Here is a 17,677-nt window from a genome sequence, read left to right on the forward strand (position 1 = left end):
CAGTACGTCTATCTTTTTTCTTTCAGCGACCATCCGAACTTCAGCCCTATAATAAATATAACCAGTAGTAATTCTCCAAGTGCCAATAAGATATCTCCAGGTACACGCATCCAGCGTAGAAAATGCATCATATCTGTTTGCATAAATTCAGCAGAACGTGCATACCAGTAACCTTCTTTTATAGAAGCTACCGACTGTATAATTCCGATAGGTAAAAGACTTATTGTAACCATTACCAGTAAGCCTATATTAGTAAGCCAGAATGCCCAGCCTATCAGCTTATCATTCCATTGTCTTTCCGGATATAATCCTCTGAGCATAAACATCATCAGTCCTATGCCTAATATCCCGTATACTCCAAACAATGCAGCATGTCCGTGAACAGCCGTAGTATTTAGTCCTTGTATATAATATAATGCAATAGGCGGGTTGATGGCAAATCCAAAAATTCCGGCACCCAGAAAATTCCAGAAACACATTGCAATGAAACAATAAATTGGCCATTTGTATGCTTTAATCCATTTGGTAGATTTACTAAGCTGATAATTATGATAGGCCTCGTAACCAATGAGAACCAATGGAACTATTTCCAGTGCACTAAAGGTTGCTCCTAATGCTAAAACTGCTGTTGGTGTTGCCGAAAAATACAAGTGATGGAATGTTCCCAAAATCCCTCCTGCTAAAAATATAATAGTAGAGAATAATACTGCATTGGTCGCAGATTTCATTCTCAACAGACCTAATCTGGTAAACAGGAATGCAGCTACTACTGTAGCAAAGACTTCGAAGAAACCTTCTACCCAAAGGTGTACAACCCACCATCTCCAATACTCAGCAATTGCCATATGAGTCTGTCTTCCGTACATTAACCCTGCACCATAGAACATGGCAATGGCTACAGATGCCAATACAAAAAGTGTAAGCATGTGGCGGTTTTCATCTTTCTTCTTCAGTGCAGGCATCAGTGCTCTCAACATTAATATAAGCCACAATATCAGTCCTACTAACAATAGAATCTGCCATATTCTGCCAAGCTCTATATATTCATAACCCTGGTGTCCCCATAAAAAGTTATCCACAAGTCCCAGTTTTTGCATCACCCCCAGCCACTGTCCGGTAAGTGATCCCAGTACTACAATAAGTAAAGCTCCGAATAATATATTCACGCCCAATTTCTGATACTTCGGTTCATATCCCGAAACAGCCGGAGCAATATATAATCCTGTCGCCAGCCAGGAAGTAGCAATCCAGAAAATAGCCAGCTGAACATGCCAGCTTCGCGATACCGATTGTGGTAAATACTGATCTAACGGAATACCATAAAATGCACTGCCCTCTACTCCATAATGCGCTGTTACTACGCCGGCTAACATCTGCACAAGGATTAAGAGCGCTACTACCCAAATATACTTCAGGGTTGCTCTCATCGAAGGTGTAGGCTTCATATTACGCAAAGGATCCTCCAAAGGCAATTCCTCTTTTATTTCTTCTTCTTTGTTTCGGGCATGATACAATACTAAAATCCCCAGACAGGCTAATAGCATAAGTACACTGAATCCGGACCACATATGCAATGAACTTGGTGGTGTATTTCCTACTAATTCGTCATGTGGCCAATTGTTGGTATACGTAACATTATCTCCGGGGCGGCTGGTAATACATACCCACGTACTCCAAGCAAAAAATGCATTCATTTTTTCCATACGCCCAATATCCTTGATCGTATGAACCGGAATAGCATAAGCATTTCTGAGCTTATCCATGGAAGGATCTCCCATAAAGAGTTTTTCGTAGTAAACTGCCAGTTCACGTTGTACTTTTGCCCGCTGTGGAGAAATTACAATTGTATTGGAAGTCTCATCGAAAGTATTAGTTCTTAATTCTTTTTGTAATAAAATCTTATACTTGGCCTGTTCTTCATCCGGCAGATTGTGGTAGACTTTATTATCCTTTTTGGCCAGTTCATCCAAAAGCAATACAGCTTCACGGTGCAGATAGTCTGCGGTCCAGTCCGGAGCAATATAAGCTCCGTGTCCCCAGATACTACCTACCGTTTGCCCGCCAATAGACTGCCATACATTCTGGCCGTCTTTTACGTCCTGTCCTGTATACAATACCTGTCCTTCCGTGGTTATTACTTTATCCGGAATCGGAGGTATTTTGCGGTAGATATCTACACCATAGTATATAAGTACCGCAAAAGAAACAATGATTACAGCGGCCAGCCAGGTCCATAATTTTTTAGGTGTCATGTGTTTTTATTTTCTGGTTATAGTGCGCTAAAATCTTTTTCCAATCGGACAGATTTAGGGAATAGTATATTGTTTTCCAGATGAATATGTGTATGAAGATCATTTTCAAAATCCTGTAACATTGCAAATGTTACTTTGTAAGTATTACAAGCGTCCGCAGGTGGTGTATAACCGTCTGTTAATGCTGCTATTTTTTCAAAACGTTCTCCTTCTATAGTATGCTCGTGCTGCATCATATTCACAGGATTCTCTACCGTACCAAAATGCGGTTGTCGTAAAGCTTCTCCGGTCTGTTGTGCCTTAATCATATTACGGACAAAAGGAAAAAGGATAAGCTCTTCTTTTTTCATGTGGGCTGCAAGGTCCTTCGCAGACTCATCAAACAGCTCACGAATTTCAAAAAGCTCCGGGTGCCTGTCTCCGTGCACCTTACAAAGCTTATCCAGAAATGCCTGCAAAACCGGTGTTTTTTCCTCTACATAACGATGGTGTGTTTTTTCTACATAATCTGCCAATAGATCTAAAGGCCATGAAGTAAAATCAATATTAGCACCTCCGCTTGTAGGCAGATTATCTATTTCTTCATAGATTTTTTGTTCATCTATGCCTTTTTTCTCACAAGCATCTGCGATTGTTCTGCCACCTTTGCAGCAGAAATCTATTCCATATTTTTTGAATACAGCTGCTGTTCTGAAATCCTCAGCTACCATAGCTCCGATATGATCTGTTTTTGCGTTCATAATAAAATACCTTTTTATCTTTTATTGTTTTAAATTTTTTTGATTAAGACCTCACAGGCTTTAGAACCTGTGAGGTATGCTATTTATTTTTTCAGAGAAAGAATATATTTCACCATTAGCTTGGCATTGTCCTGACTTAGCCCGGCATGCGGTGTCATAGGAATGTCCCCCCATACACCTTTTCCGCCTTCAATAATTTTTCCGGCAAGATGATCTACATCGGCTTCTGTATATTTTGCAGCAACATCCTGATAAGATGGGCCTACAAGTTTGGCATCTACTTTATGACAGGATAAGCAGTCTGCTCCTTCTAACAGTTTCTTTCCTTCTTCTTCCGGAGTCCCTGCAGTTGCAGATTCCTGTGCCGTTTTTGGTTCTTCTAGCATGACATTGGATTCAGTTTTTGGCTGCTCCGGAGTTTCTTCTTTTTTGGAACAGGAGATTATAGCTAATGATGCCAATGCGAGGGTAAATACTATTTTTTCATTTCTTCTTTGGGGTATTAAATTTTACTTATTTTATTTGTTCCTTTATTTTGTCCACTGTTGTATTAATATCTATATTCAGTCCCTCTTTCTGGTATGCCAGAACCCCGGACTTAGAGAATACACTAATGATGTTGGAATGCGAAAAGTCCATTGGTGTTATCTTCTTATATTTTACCGCCAGTACATTGGCAAGCTCCCGTGTATCTTCTTCACTTCCCCGCAGAAATACCCATTGCTTTCCTTCCAGTTTATTGTTTTTTATAAAAGCTCTCATTCTTTCCGGAGTATCGTGCTCAGGATCTATAGAGACCAGTATATATTGCAGTTCATCCGAATTCTGTTTTCCAACTTTAGCCTCTATATCTTTCATATCTGCTGTTAATCGAGGGCAAGCCGTTTTGCAGGAAGTATAGATCATAACCATTGTCAGCACCTTTCCTTTTAACTCCTCTAATTTTATTTTAGTACCATCTGGTTTTTCCCAGGATGACTGTAAGTTGAAAATAGAATCGGGATCTATATTTTCGTTCTGTTTTTTCTGGCATCCACCCAGTATAAAAACAGATAATAAGCTTATAATAAATGTTCTCATTTTACTTTTTTACTTTTATTAATTTTCGGCATCTCTGGCACATCTGAAACCGAGATTGTTGATGGTATAATCCGCTTTCACGCTACCCCGGAGTGCAAACCGTATAAAGGCAGCATAATTCTTCAGGTCGGATGAAGTAACAGAAGCTCCGGCACAAAAAAGAGTCTCATTGGTTGTATTATCTTTTCGGGATTCTCCCGACATCATAACCGAACTAAAATCTTCTGTCCACTCCCATATAGTCCCAAACATATCATATACTCCCCATATATTAGGATTCGATTGCTTTACCGGCTTTTTATACATTAACTTTTGCTGATAGAGTTGCAGTATTCGCTGCGTAAATTCGGGAGTTGCAGCGGCATTTTTATTATTTTCATCTGCACGGGCTACATATTCCCATTCGTCTACTGTTGGAAGTCTTTTCCCAACACTTTCGGCATAAGCCTTCGCCGCAAACCACGATATACTGGTTACAGGAGCCTCCGGACTTACATCTTCAGGAATTTCATAATCTCCTTTCCAGTGATTCAGATAAGTAGAATCTGCAAATAGTCGTAATACTCTGCTTTTTGTCCATTGAGGATTAGCTTTCAGAAAAGTCAGGAATTCTGCATTGGTTACGGCAGTCTCATCAAGATAAAAGGTTTTTACTTTTACCAGACTGTCGGTTTCTTTTCCCACAAATGGTTTGTAACTTCCGCCCTCTATTTTCTGCATTTTTTTAGTATCTGCTACTGGTGTGAGTATACGGGAAACAGGCTTCGGTTGTTTCTGATCTTGTTTCTCGGAACAGGAAATACTAAAGAATAAAACCAATATGTATATTAAATTTCGCATCATTTGGCTCCCAACTTTTGCTGTCTAACTTCTGTAATTAATTATTCTTTTTATATACTTTAGGGTTATCATCACCCACTACTTTAATCTTACCAAGAGCGCCTTTATTAAAAGCTCTGAAAATAGCATGGTCTACAATTACATACTCACCAGGAACTGTCGCCTTAAATTCTACAATCGAAGCTCCGCCTGGAGGGATGACAGTAGTCTGAACATTTTCATTGATTTTGCTACCGCCTTCTATATATACTTTGTCAAAGATTTCACCGATGATATGAAAAGATGAAGTCAGATTCGGGCCTCCGTTTCCTACAAAGAATCTTACATTTTCACCCACCTTTACTTTCAATTCATTGTCTCCCAGAAGTGCTCCTGTCTTACCATTGAATACCACATATTCCGGGTGTTCTGCAATTGCTTTATCCATATCAAATTCCTGAATACCTTTGTCACCGTATTTACCTTTGGTATAGAAATCTCCCTGCATGATGTAGAACTCTTTATCTACTTTCGGCAATCCGCCTTCTGGTTCTATCAGTATTAATCCATACATTCCGTTGGCAATATGCATTCCTACCGGAGCAGTTGCACAATGGTATACATACAGACCCGGATTCAGGGCTTTAAAATTAAATACGGCTTCTTTTCCCGGAGCTACAAAAGTTGCTTCTGCACCGCCACCAGGGCCATTTACAGCATGAAGATCTATATTATGCGGGAATGTACTGTTTTCATTATTTTTTAAATGAAATTCAATCTCATCTCCTACTCTCGCCCGAATAAAGCTTCCCGGAACGGTTCCGCCAAAAGTCCAGAAGTTATATTGGGTCCCGTCTGACAGTTCACCTGTTTTTTCGATGGTCTCCAGACGTACAATCAGCTTTTTTGCAGCTCTGTTCCCTATTGGTTCCGGCACCAATGGAGGTGATGTCAGTTTGGCTTCTTCTGCATTTCCCTTAACAGCAATACTTTCAGTATTTCCGGATTGTGAGGTTTCAGAAGGATTTTGTTTACACGCATTTAATGCGAAAGTTGCAGACAAAACAACAGCAAGCATAATAGAATTTTTCATGTGTTTACTTTTTATTTTACTTCTAATCTTTTCTGGCAATAATGATTACCGCACACAGGTTTTTGTTGTATTTGGTAAAAATGTTTTTCATCTTCAATACCCTTTCCCTAATCCCCGGATGCAAAACCATATTTTTAGCAATGTTCAGGAATCCTAAAAAACCTTCATCACTTATGATCCGTTTAGGTTCCAGAAGATGCATGGGTGCTGTTTCAATATTCAGCATACTAAAACCTTCTTTTTCCAGTATCTTTTTCCATTCGTCCGGAGTAAGTGGTCTGGCATTCACTTTTATTACTTCTGCCAGCTCCCGCTGTATATGAGCTTTTACACTTTCATCCAATCCTTCCGGCATTAGTGCCAGCTCGTGTATGGCATAGAGACCTCCCGGTTTCAGAATGCGATAAGCTTCTTTCACAATCTCAGATTTTCTGTGATCGGCTTGCATGGTGAGCATAGCTTCTCCCAAAACTTTAGTCTGGCTATTGTCATTCAGCCTTGTCTGTGCTGCATGATCATTCTGAAATACAGCTTTGGTTTCAGAAAATTTTCGTTTTAGCAACTCTACAGCTTCTTCGTCTGCATCAATCCCCGTATATGTTTCGGGCCTATATTCCATTATTTTGCCTGCCGTGAAACCAAGCCCCGGAGCGAACTCGGTTACCTGATCTTTTTTATTTATAGCCAGTAATCCCAGCATTTTAAGCGTTAAATCTTTTCCTCCGGGGCGCAGCACTTTTTTACCAATTTTTGCCAAAAGCCAGTGTCCCGACATTTTTTCTATACTTCCCGTTCTCATTTTTTTATCTTTTTTAGCTGGAGAAGTATTCCTCCAACGATTAATATTAATTTCCCAACCTCAGCATATATAAAATAATCATGTAAAGAGGTTGGCTGTACTGGTTTTCCACTGGCCAACATATCTGCTCTTGCATCCAGAATGGGTAACATCCAAAACTTTTCGAGCAATAACAGAATAATCAGCAGTATATAAGAGATGATAATTCCGATAGTCAAATATTTTTTTACCAGTAAAAAGTTCAAGGCAATTACACCTGCCAGGAATAATTGGATATTGGTAGAAACTCCAAACATCAATTTTCCCAATTCCAGTGCTATAGGTAATGTTATTCCCGGAACCTGAAATTTCAGAGGTGTTTCCAGAAAACTGATACTCAGCATTAGCCCCAACCAAAAGCATAAAACAGCAAAAACAAACGGATATCTGACTTGTGTTTTCATATTAAAAGAATTAAATACCTTTTTATCTTTTATTATAATAAATTTTTTATCTCCGCAGAAAGGTTTCGTGAGCATCCAATTTATTGATGAACTCTCCTATTTTGGAATTTTCCAGCATTTCTTTCAGGTTTTTACGGATATGTTTAAATTCATTGTGTACAGGACACGGAAATGATTCGGAACATTCTTTAAGTCCTAATGCACAGCCGTTAAAAATACGGTCACCATCCATTGTCTTTACAATATCGGCGATAGGCCTGTTCAGATTATATTCATCCAGATAAAAACCTCCGGTAGGTCCTTTTGCAGATTGTACCAGACCTTTTCTGCTAAGATCCTGTAATATTTTAGCGATGAAATGTTCTGGTGAATCAATTCCTTTTGCAATATCTTTAATACCAATCCTGCTACCGTCCTTTGTTTGCTGGGCGATAAAAATCAGGGCACGAATAGCATATTCACAAGTTTTTGAAAACATTTCTGTACTTTTTCTATGACAAATGTACAGCAAAAACATTAATAAAAGATAAAAAACTCTTTTATTTAACATGATTTTTTTCAGCCCTCAAAGTCATACGCTTATGCACAGTTGTTCTCGGTACTAGAATTGGTAATTAAATCAGTTCTGTTTTTCTTTTTATAATAACCGGGCGCAGTGCAAGCAACATAACACCTATTAAAAGACAAAGTATTACATAACTAACAGACAAGCCTTTTATATCATATACATTCAGAACGCTGACAAGTGTATAGCTCACAACCGAATTAACAATATAACTGCCACCGCTGGTAACACCACCCGACATTCCTGCTGCTCCCGGAAACCTTGTAAGGCAATAGGTAAAGTAAACATTATAAAGATAACCCATTTGAAAGTGCAGAAGTGCTACAAATACCATCATAAAAGTTACACTATGAAAATAAGGTGCGGCGAGATACATTGCAACAGCTATTCCCAACTGTACCAGTAAACCATTGCTCAGTTTTCTAAAAAAGGGTTTACGGATCAGCCATTTGCCCAGCAATCCGCCTAATAGCAAAGCCAGCCCTGATAACAATGCACTATATCCGGTTTGTACCGCTGTATAATGGAAGACATTTTCAATAATAAAAGGAGCCGCCATATTGAAAACAATGACCATGGAATAACACAATCCTAATATAATAATCCCATAGCTAAAATCTTTTGCACCTAGCAGCTGCCGATAGGTTCCCAAAATAACATCCAAACGGAAGGGACGTTTTTCTTTTATAGTCTCTCTGCTAAATATACTTTCCAGTATTAGTAATACAAGTGAGTAAAATCCTAAAAAATAAAAATTGGATCTCCACCCGAAAAAGTGTTCCAGATAACCTCCTAAAAAAGGAGCCAGAATCGGAGCCGCAGACCATACAATGGAAAGCAGGCTTGTATAATGTTTCTGTTGTTCTCCTTCGTATACATCGATAAAAAATGACCGCTTCGCCACCATCACAATTGCTATCAAGAAACCCTGAACTGCCCGTAAAACTAATAGCCAGTCAATGTTGTACAACTGAGTAATAAGAAAATTACTTATAACAAAAAGCAATAATGCAACCATGGCTATTCTGTACCTCCCAAAACTATCGACAAGGCTTCCTACAAAGAGCTGAGAGACACCATAACTAATCAGATATATAGTTAGGGTTAATCGAATGTCTGCTGCAGAAACCTGAAGTCCTGTTACCATCTGAGGAAATGATGGAATATAGATATCCATGGCAAGTCCCGACACCGGAATCAATAAAAAAGCTAATACTGTAGATATTCCCCTCTGTTTTTTAGTCATTTTATCCATACTAATTATCTTTTAAATGAGAAGGTAAAGCTACAGGCTTGTTAATTTTTTTTCGTTACCTGATTCAAATAATTTTATACGAAAATCAAATACGAATTGAAAAACATTTACGATATTCCCCGGGGCTGTTTTGGGTATATTTCTTGAAAAACTGAGAAAAATGCTGTACATATTCGAATCCCAAACTGTTTGCTATTTCAGAAATATTCCAATCCGAATTTTTCAATAAATCTTTTGCTTCTTCCAAAATACGCTCCTGAATAATTACACTGGTAGACTTACCCGTTAATTTTCTTAAAGTATGATTCAGGTGGTTGACATGTACATGGAGCAATTCGGCAAAATCTCCGGGATTCCTTAGTCTTATCACAGTATCTGGCGCATCAATCGGAAACTGATTATTCAGCAACTGTAAAAAGCCAGATACCAGACGATCCGGACGCTCTGATTTCTCATCACTTATTACCCTCGATTTTTGAAAACGGATTACTGCATTAAAGATCAGGCGAAGAAAACTTTGCATCAGTTCTTTTTTATAGGGCAATGTACTTTGGTACTCCTGCTCCATCAGCTGAAAATAAGTATAGAGTGTTTTGTACTCTTCATCTGTCAGTAGAAGAAAAGGGAACAGTTGATCTCCCAATACAGTCTGAACTTTTTTAAATTCTCTTTTCAGATCCGGAGTCAGGTATAATTCATTAAAAATACTCAAATAGCCATCCTGTTCCTCTTTATACATATCAAAACTCATTTTAATGTCAGGATCTGTAAAGCAGATAAGAGGCTGGTCTGCAACAACTCTTCCCTCATCAGTACAAAACACGGTACCTCCAGTGGAAAGACAAACTTTATAATAATCTCTTCGGTGAAAAGGAAGGGATCGTAAACTATGATATCTCCTCAGTACATTAAAATGCTCTGACTTCCCACCCGATTTAATCAGGTCTTCGGGAACAACCCGGTTAGTAGACTGATAATATTGTACAATAGTTTCTAAAAAATCCATATTCAAATATACAAAAATCAAATACAGAAAATATCAGTTTTTAACAGAACGAAATATCAGAGCATTCTAAATATGATACTATGCAGGGATTACTTTACAGAGAAAGCCTGCTTTACCGGAAGACCTCTCCAGCTATCCGGCGTTTTCAATCCCAGCAACCATGCTATAGTAGCACCGGTATCGTAAGTAATAATTGTATTCTTCAGTTCCTGACCTTTCTTTACACCTTTACCATAGGCAACCCACGGAATCAGAATCTCATCTAAGGATTTTCCGCCATGTCCTTTATCTTTACCACCATGGTCAGCGGTTACAATAATAACAGTTTCGTTGGCAATACCTGCATCCTTTACAGCCTGTACAATTTTCCCGATACGGGCATCTACCTTTTTTAATTCTTCATAATAAGCTGGTGTACGATGTCCTATATTATGCCCTACACCGTCCGGCTGATCAAGATGAACAAATGTAAGCACTGGTTTTTTGGTTTTGATAACTTCCACAGCCGAATCTGTACAAAAATCATCATTATCTTTTGCAGGAATTCTTATATCCGTGGTCCCTTTCTGAACCAGAGCATCTATCCCCTGCCAACTGTATATAAGCGCTGTTGTAGCGGAAGGTTTTTGTTCTTTTAATATACTGAAAACAGAAGGGAATATTCCTTCCTTTGTAAGATCCGAAGAAGGGATCTCCGGAACAGCACTATTCCATTCGGTATAGCCATGCAACGTAGGTCCTGCTCCCATAATCATAGATGCCCAATTAACAGCACTGGACGAAGGTAGTACGGAACGTGCTTTCAACGACCATGAACCTTCTTTCATCAGATTTTTCAGATTAGGCATATCAGCTTCTGGTAAGGCATAAGCCCCGAAACCATCGCATCCGATAAGGACTACATGTTTTACTTTTTGTTGTGCATATACTGTTAATGCGATGAAAAAGCTCACCAGCACCAGAACAGATTTTCTCATGATATTTGTTTTAATGGTTATTCACCAAAGATACACAAAGTATGAGAGTTAGATCACAATTCTGTATTACTAAGACTTAACATAATCTGAAAAGAAAAGACTATTAAGAATGATTGACAAAAGCCTTGTCAGCATTTCGGACTCTGACAAGGCTAATTGTTTTACTGATGATAAATCTATAATATATTCAGGGCTTCTAAAATAGCCTGATAAATCTCTTCTAAATCTTCTTGAGTAGTGCAGTAAGGAGGCACCAGATAAATGATATTTCCCAGCGGGCGCATTAGTATACCACGCTGTAAGAAATAAGGATATAATATTTCGTGCATATCACTGAAATAGGAAGTCTCCTCATCTATCTTCCATTCCATAGCAAAGATTGTCCCTGTCTGGCGTACTTCTTTTACCTTAGGATGCTTCGCCAATATTTTAGCAAACTCTTTATGCTGTTGCACAATACGCTGTATCTTTTCCCCAGTATCTTTTAGTAATAATAAATCCAGACTCGCTAATGCTGCTGCACAAGCCAAAGGACTTGCCGTAAAAGAATGCCCGTGAAACAATGCTTTTGTTTTATCATCTGAATAAAAAGCATTATAGATTTCCTGTGTGCAGGTAGTTATTCCCAAAGGGAGTGTTCCGCCCGTGAGACCTTTTGAGAAGCACATAATATCGGGAGCTTCCGACAGGTGATCAGCAGCAAACAGCTTTCCTGTACGCCCAAATCCTACAAATATCTCGTCTTGGATAAGTAAAACCTCTTTGGATCTGCAAAACTGCATAAGCTCTGAAAGAGCATCGGCTTCATGCATCAACATACCACCTGCTCCCTGTACCAGGGGTTCATAAACAAAACAAGCTGCTTCGTCTGCGTACAAATCTATATAGTTTTTTATTTCCTTCAGATTCTCTTTTGTCGGAATATCTATAAACAATACCTCGAAGAGCTGCTCCCCAAAGGGATTTGTCCACATTCCACGCCCACTTACTGACATTGCGCCAAAGGTGTCACCATGATATCCATTTCTAAAAGCAAAAATTTTATTCTTTTTTACGCCACGGTTATAATGAAGCTGAAGACACATTTTCAGTGCTACTTCTATCGCTGTGGAACCATTGTCGGTGTAAAATGCTTTTTCCTGATTATCGGGTAGCAAAGACAAAAGCCGTTCAGATAATTCAATAGCATTAGGATGTGTAAATCCTGCAAAGATTACCTGCTCCAAAGTTTCCAATTGCTGTGATACTTTAGCTGCTATATAAGGATGTGCATGTCCATGCAGTGTTACCCACCACGACGACACAGCATCTATATATCTTTTCCCGTCCGCATCATAAATATAAGATCCCTCTCCTCTTACAATAGGGATATGACTAGCTGTTTTCATCTGGGTGTAAGGATGCCAGTTCACCTTACGATCACGTGCTATTAACTTTTGCTGCATACGGCCTCTCTTTCTTTAACCATAGGTTTCAATCCTAAATTCTGAAGCATTTGCATATCTTCCGACACTCCCGGATTTGGAGTTACTAACAATGTCTCTCGCTCGCCGGTAAAAATAGAATTTGCTCCTGCCATAAAGCACCATGCCTGTTCAGCTTCTGTCATTTCTATACGGCCAGCACTAAGGCGTACCATAGAAGCAGGCATTGCAATACGAGCCGTAGCTATCATTCTTACCATGTCCCATATATCGACTTTTGGATTATTTTCCAGTGGCGTTCCTTTCACTCTTGCTAAAGCATTTACCGGAACCGATTCGGGGTGTATCTCCATATTAGCAAGTGTTCTCAGCATTGCAACGCGGTCTGCATGAGTTTCTCCCAAACCTATAATTCCACCCGAACAGACTGTGATTCCTGCTTTTCGCACATTGTTTATCGTATTGATACGATTATCGAATTTACGGGTAGAGATAATCTCATCATAGTACTCTTCTGAGGTATCCAGATTGTGATTGTAAGCATATAAACCTGCTTCCTGTAATCTTTTAGCCTGTGGTTCAGTTAACATTCCTAAGGTACAACACACTTCTAATCCCATTTCATTTACACCTTTCACCATATCTATAATACGGTCAAAATCTCTGTTATCTCTTACTTCACGCCATGCAGCTGCCATGCAGAAGCGGGAAGCTCCTCTTTCTTTAGCTTTTTGCGCATGGGTCATTACAGTTGCTGTAGGCAAAAGTGCCTGCACTTTGATATCGGTATGATAGCGTGCTGCCTGCCCACAGTAAGAACAGTCTTCCGTACAACCTCCTGTTTTTACAGACAATAAAGTCGAGATTTGTACCTCATCTGCCTTATGCCATTCGCGATGTACTGTCGCTGCCTCATATACGAGTTCCATTAATGGCTTGTTATAAATTTCGAGCAACTCTTCTTTCGTCCAGTCATGGTGCAATGTCTTTTCTTTGGTCATATTGTTTGATTTTTACTTTTACTTTTATTTTTCAACACCCGTATTTACGGGCATTTGTTTTTTTTTACTTTAAATTTCGTTGAATGCCGCCAGCTACTTCCTGAATCACTTCTCTGGTAAGATCTTTAATCTCTGGTAACTCTATTACTTTTGAATTTTCCGGAATATGTTTTAACAACACTTCTCTGGTTTCCGGAACGAAGTCTCCGTTGAAAACAACAAAAGCAACTTCTATATTTCTATAGCCAAGTGCTTTCAGAGAAAGAAGTGTATGATTGATGCAACCCAGATAGTCTCGTACAACCAGAATAACCGGTATTTTAAAATGCTTAATAAGATCTATCATAAACTCCTCATGATTTAACGGAACAAATAACCCTCCGGCACCTTCTGTTAATAGTATATTATCGGTTTCAGGTAATCGGAAGTCATCTACCTTAATCTCTATTCCTTCCATAGCAGCCGACTGATGCGGAGATGCCGGATATTGCAAACGGAATCGCTCAGGATGCATTCTCCATTCATCACTGGTCAATTGCTTCACAAGCATACTGTCAGACTGATCCAGATCTCCGGATTGTACAGGCTTCCAGTAATCTGCCTTAAAGTATTGCCTCAATACAGCAGAGGCGATTGTTTTGCCAACCCCTGTACCTATTCCTGTAATAAAATATTTAGTATTCATTCTGTTATTTTCTTGTTGCTATTTTTTTCAACCACATAGACATATTTTTCTAACCACATAGGCACAAAGTTGTGTATCGTTATACCAAGGTATCTTCGATACTGATATAGAATACATAGCTGATGTGCAAAATTTATTTTCTATGAAAATCTTATAATCATGACTAATTCTATGTGGTTTAAAACAGTATTTTATCTCTTTTGTGGTTAAGCCAGCCAGAATATCATTTTCAGTCATGTTTCAAATTATCTTTAATTATACTAGCCAGTTCATCTATTTCTATAAATGAATTGAACTGATGTAGCGTAATCCGCAAACGCTCGCTTCCAGCTTTTACCGTGGGAGAAAAGATGGGATAAGTATTTATTTTTTGTTCTTTTAGCTCTTGTACAGCTTTACAAAGCTTTCCCACAGTAGGAAACTGTACAATTTGTACAGGGCTCATACTTTGAGACAGAGAATGAATCTGGTATTTCCGGAAGTACTCTATATTATTTTGTAATTCATTTTCTAAACGTGGATAAGTCTCAAGAAACTGATAAGCTTCAAGAATTCCTTGCACCTGATATCCCTGCATTGCCGTAGAATAAATAAATGGTGAAGCAAAATTAATAAGGTATTCTTTTAATACGCTGCTTCCCACTATCGTTGCACCCTGCATCCCAAAAGCCTTTCCATATGTTACCACTGTAGCAAGAACACGATTCTGTAAATTATACCGGTGTACCAATCCTTTTCCAAATACTCCAACTGCATGAGCTTCATCTACAATTATCCAGGCAGCATATCGTTCTGCCAGTGTAATAATTTCTTGTAACGGAGCAAAGTCTCCATCCATAGAATACAGACTTTCTACAGCAATAAACACTTGCCCTATTGTATGGGATAGTAAATACTCTAAATGATTCAGATCATTATGTCTGAATTTCTTTTTCTGAGCATGTGACAAAGCACAACCATCGTGCACAGAACGATGCACCAATTCATCAACCAATATTGTATGATGTCTGCCTGCAATACAGGAAAACAATGCAAGATTCGCTTTATATCCTGATGGAAACAATAAAGCACTTTCTAACTCATGGATTTTGGCAATAAATTCCTCTGCTTGTGCATAAACAAGACTGTTACCACTAATCAATCTTGATCCTGTAGCCCCGGAAAGCAGTTCCGGATTTACATTTAACAATTCAAGTAAATGCTGCTGAAAAGCTTTATTACCTGCAATTCCCAAATAGTCATTGGACAGAAAATCAGTTCCTTCTTCCTGTATTTTCAGACTGCGGAAATTTCCATTTTCCCGTCTGTCTGCTAATACCTTATGCCAGTGCTCCGGCTGATTCATAAGACAATACTTCTCTTCCTACTGCATCTATCCAATCCTGAAACAATTGATTTTCTATCTTCAGAACTTCTCCGGCATAATTCTCCCAATTCTCGTGGAAACGTTCTAACTGTTGGATCATTTCTTCAAGATGACCTTCTTCTTCCAGAATAATAGACTTCACCATTACTCTGGACTTTGCTTTATCCAATGCTTCCTGATAAACAGGATAAAGCTCATCTGCTCTCACTTCTATAGCATAGGTTACAAACAGATAAGAGGCATACCGAAGTTCTTTTCCATCTAACCGAAAAGTATCTTTCAGAAAACGACTGGCCCGCATATCCAATCTGTGGAGATATTGTCGGGTATATCCCTGCGCCAGCATTTCATCTACTTTATAATTAATACAGTAGTCCGGTATCAGTTTTAGTATTTGCTTTTTTAGATAATAAGCATGACGGTGCTCTTCTGCAGCATGCTTTAGCTGGATAAGATCTACCGTCACCGGATCTTCACAGGCAGATATTTTCCGGGCACCCGCATTTTCCATAAACGAAAGTGTATTCAGCCATTTCGCATGTATCTCATTATCCCGAATAATCGCTTCTATTATTTTTTGCATATAAATATTTGAAGCAAAATTATTATCTTGCCGGACCTTAAATGGTACCAGATTTAAAATAATGAGTAGTCCGGATCAGTTTTTATACAAGAAAATAATCTATATAGACAAAAAATCGTCACGACCTGTATATTTACAAATCGTTCATCAGATGATCAATGCTATCCAGCGGGGATATCTGATGAAAGGAATGAAATTGCTGGGAACCAGAAATATGAGCATTATTCTGGAAGTACACCGGAAAACGGTTATTGCTGCATATGAAGAACTGGATGCTCAGGGATGGGTAGAAACAATTCCGAATAAGGGAACATTTGTAATTGAAAGCGGAAGTACCAAAAACATTAATATAAAGACTCCGAAAAGACAAGATCTTGCAACTTATCCACAACAGACAGGTTTCAGTTTCCGTCAAAGCAATCTTCTGGACAATCCTTTTGAACATTCATCCTGCACATATATCTTTAACGACGGTGTTCCGGATACACGATTATCTCAGATCGGAAACTATTCTAGTTTTTACAGTGCCAATCTGAAACGTAAAAGCAGTTATAAAAAGATAGGTTACTACAATACCGAAGGGAGTGAATACTTTAAAGAACATCTTGCTCAGTATCTTAACCTGAGTCGGGGACTTCATATCAGTAAAAACAATCTTCTGATTACCAGAAGTACAGAAATGAGTATTTACATTATCTCCGAAATCCTTCTGTCTGAAGGTGATATGGTAGTTGTAGGAGACCCTAGTTATTTTGCTGTAAATATGATCTTTCAGAAATCCGGCGCTGTTATTAAAACAATCCCGGTAGATGAGGAAGGTATCCGCACGGATCTTATAGAAGAACTGTGCAAAACCACTAAAATCAGAATGCTCTATCTAACACCGCACCACCACTACCCTACTACAGTGCCTCTTAGTGCCCAACGTCGAATTGAATTACTGTCTTTGGCTTCGCAATATGGTTTCGCTATTGTAGAAGATGATTATGATTTTGAATTCCACTATGACAATACTGCAATATTACCAATGGCCAGCTCGGATACTGATGGCATGGTGATCTATGTAGGCTCATTTGGTAAATCTCTGGCTCCCGGATTTAGAACAGGTTTTATTGTAGCACCTGAAAATCTGATGACAGAAATGCGTAAATACCTAGGCATTATAGACAGGCAAGGTGATATTATTATGGAGCAAGCACTGGGAGAAATGATTGCAGAAGGAGAAATTAACCGTCACCTGAAAAAATCAGCCAAAATATATAAAGAACGCAGAGATTTGTTCGCAGGCTTACTTCAGGAACATCTGGGTGATCATATAAAATTCAGTATTCCTTCCGGCGGACTTGCGGTATGGATGGAATGGCGGTCACCGGTTAATCTTTTTCAGCTAAGTGCTCATTGCCAGCAAAATGACCTTTTTATTCCCCGTACACTCTTGTACCAGAACAAAGACTTTACCGCCCTCAGATTGGGTTATGGCCACTTAGAAGAGGATGAAATGAACAAATCATTGCAAATCCTTCGCAACGCAAATGAATCGCTGAAAAAATAATCTATCCTAAATAATTACAATCCCCTTCAGATTATAA

The 17,677-nt window shown here is 38.8% G+C and carries 18 protein-coding genes; 1 reads left to right on the forward strand and 17 read right to left on the reverse strand.

Going from position 1 to position 17,677, the window contains the following annotated elements:
- Positions 1 to 8 precede the first annotated feature (8 nt).
- The 17 genes from C8J95_RS13635 to C8J95_RS13720 form a co-directional block, all read right to left on the reverse strand.
- A complete protein-coding gene (locus tag C8J95_RS13635) occupies positions 9 to 2,252 on the reverse strand; it encodes a nitric-oxide reductase large subunit (protein WP_107809146.1) in 2,244 nt (747 codons plus the stop codon).
- Positions 2,253 to 2,269: 17 nt separating this feature from the next.
- Entirely contained in the window at positions 2,270 to 2,992 is a 723-nt protein-coding gene (ric, locus tag C8J95_RS13640) for an iron-sulfur cluster repair di-iron protein (protein ID WP_107809145.1), read from the reverse strand.
- 83 nt (positions 2,993 to 3,075) lie between these two features.
- Positions 3,076 to 3,495 (reverse strand): c-type cytochrome, encoded by a 420-nt coding sequence (locus C8J95_RS13645; protein WP_107809144.1) that lies wholly within the window; start codon positions 3,493 to 3,495, stop codon positions 3,076 to 3,078.
- A gap of 10 nt (positions 3,496 to 3,505) precedes the next feature.
- Positions 3,506 to 4,072, reverse strand: coding sequence for an SCO family protein (locus C8J95_RS13650; protein ID WP_024566935.1), 567 nt, complete (start codon positions 4,070 to 4,072; stop codon positions 3,506 to 3,508).
- A gap of 18 nt (positions 4,073 to 4,090) precedes the next feature.
- Complete coding sequence (locus tag C8J95_RS13655) at positions 4,091 to 4,915, reverse strand: formylglycine-generating enzyme family protein (RefSeq protein ID WP_107809143.1); 825 nt, start codon at positions 4,913 to 4,915, stop codon at positions 4,091 to 4,093.
- A 34-nt stretch (positions 4,916 to 4,949) separates the two neighbouring features.
- Positions 4,950 to 5,984 (reverse strand): copper-containing nitrite reductase, encoded by a 1,035-nt coding sequence (gene nirK / locus C8J95_RS13660; RefSeq protein WP_107809142.1) that lies wholly within the window; start codon positions 5,982 to 5,984, stop codon positions 4,950 to 4,952.
- Positions 5,985 to 6,006: 22 nt separating this feature from the next.
- Positions 6,007 to 6,783: a methyltransferase domain-containing protein gene (locus C8J95_RS13665; protein WP_107809141.1), complete on the reverse strand. Its 777-nt coding sequence runs from the start codon at positions 6,781 to 6,783 to the stop codon at positions 6,007 to 6,009.
- Positions 6,780 to 7,226 (reverse strand): hypothetical protein, encoded by a 447-nt coding sequence (locus C8J95_RS13670; protein ID WP_107809258.1) that lies wholly within the window; start codon positions 7,224 to 7,226, stop codon positions 6,780 to 6,782. The genes C8J95_RS13665 and C8J95_RS13670 overlap by 4 nt, the downstream gene beginning before the upstream one ends.
- A 46-nt stretch (positions 7,227 to 7,272) precedes the next feature.
- Positions 7,273 to 7,704 (reverse strand): Rrf2 family transcriptional regulator, encoded by a 432-nt coding sequence (locus C8J95_RS13675; RefSeq protein WP_059323374.1) that lies wholly within the window; start codon positions 7,702 to 7,704, stop codon positions 7,273 to 7,275.
- A gap of 136 nt (positions 7,705 to 7,840) precedes the next feature.
- Entirely contained in the window at positions 7,841 to 9,046 is a 1,206-nt protein-coding gene (locus tag C8J95_RS13680; protein ID WP_107809140.1) for an MFS transporter, read from the reverse strand.
- A gap of 85 nt (positions 9,047 to 9,131) precedes the next feature.
- Positions 9,132 to 10,052: an AraC family transcriptional regulator gene (locus C8J95_RS13685; RefSeq protein WP_107809139.1), complete on the reverse strand. Its 921-nt coding sequence runs from the start codon at positions 10,050 to 10,052 to the stop codon at positions 9,132 to 9,134.
- Between the two features lie 89 nt (positions 10,053 to 10,141).
- Positions 10,142 to 11,029 carry an alkaline phosphatase gene (locus C8J95_RS13690; RefSeq protein WP_107809138.1) on the reverse strand — a complete coding sequence of 296 codons (888 nt, stop codon included), beginning with the start codon at positions 11,027 to 11,029 and terminating at the stop codon, positions 10,142 to 10,144.
- Positions 11,030 to 11,205: 176 nt separating this feature from the next.
- On the reverse strand, positions 11,206 to 12,474 hold the full coding sequence (gene bioA / locus C8J95_RS13695; protein WP_107809137.1) for an adenosylmethionine--8-amino-7-oxononanoate transaminase: 1,269 nt from the start codon (positions 12,472 to 12,474) through the stop codon (positions 11,206 to 11,208).
- Positions 12,459 to 13,454, reverse strand: coding sequence for a biotin synthase BioB (gene bioB / locus C8J95_RS13700; protein WP_107809136.1), 996 nt, complete (start codon positions 13,452 to 13,454; stop codon positions 12,459 to 12,461). Before bioB ends, bioA begins: the two co-directional genes overlap by 16 nt.
- A 64-nt stretch (positions 13,455 to 13,518) precedes the next feature.
- On the reverse strand, positions 13,519 to 14,139 hold the full coding sequence (gene bioD, locus C8J95_RS13705; protein WP_107809135.1) for a dethiobiotin synthase: 621 nt from the start codon (positions 14,137 to 14,139) through the stop codon (positions 13,519 to 13,521).
- Positions 14,140 to 14,368: 229 nt separating this feature from the next.
- A complete protein-coding gene (locus C8J95_RS13715; protein WP_107809133.1) occupies positions 14,369 to 15,484 on the reverse strand; it encodes a pyridoxal phosphate-dependent aminotransferase family protein in 1,116 nt (371 codons plus the stop codon).
- Entirely contained in the window at positions 15,459 to 16,088 is a 630-nt protein-coding gene (locus C8J95_RS13720; protein ID WP_107809132.1) for a hypothetical protein, read from the reverse strand. The genes C8J95_RS13715 and C8J95_RS13720 overlap by 26 nt, the downstream gene beginning before the upstream one ends.
- Before the next feature lie 61 nt (positions 16,089 to 16,149).
- On the opposite strand from C8J95_RS13720, the gene C8J95_RS13725 reads away from it, so the two are divergent.
- The gene (locus C8J95_RS13725) at positions 16,150 to 17,640 is read left to right on the forward strand and encodes a PLP-dependent aminotransferase family protein (protein WP_107809131.1); all 1,491 of its coding nucleotides are present in this window, start codon (positions 16,150 to 16,152) and stop codon (positions 17,638 to 17,640) included.
- The last annotated feature ends 37 nt before the right edge of the window (positions 17,641 to 17,677 follow it).

Source organism: Elizabethkingia sp. YR214, from assembly GCF_003058195.1.
In the GTDB taxonomy this organism is placed as follows: domain Bacteria; phylum Bacteroidota; class Bacteroidia; order Flavobacteriales; family Weeksellaceae; genus Elizabethkingia.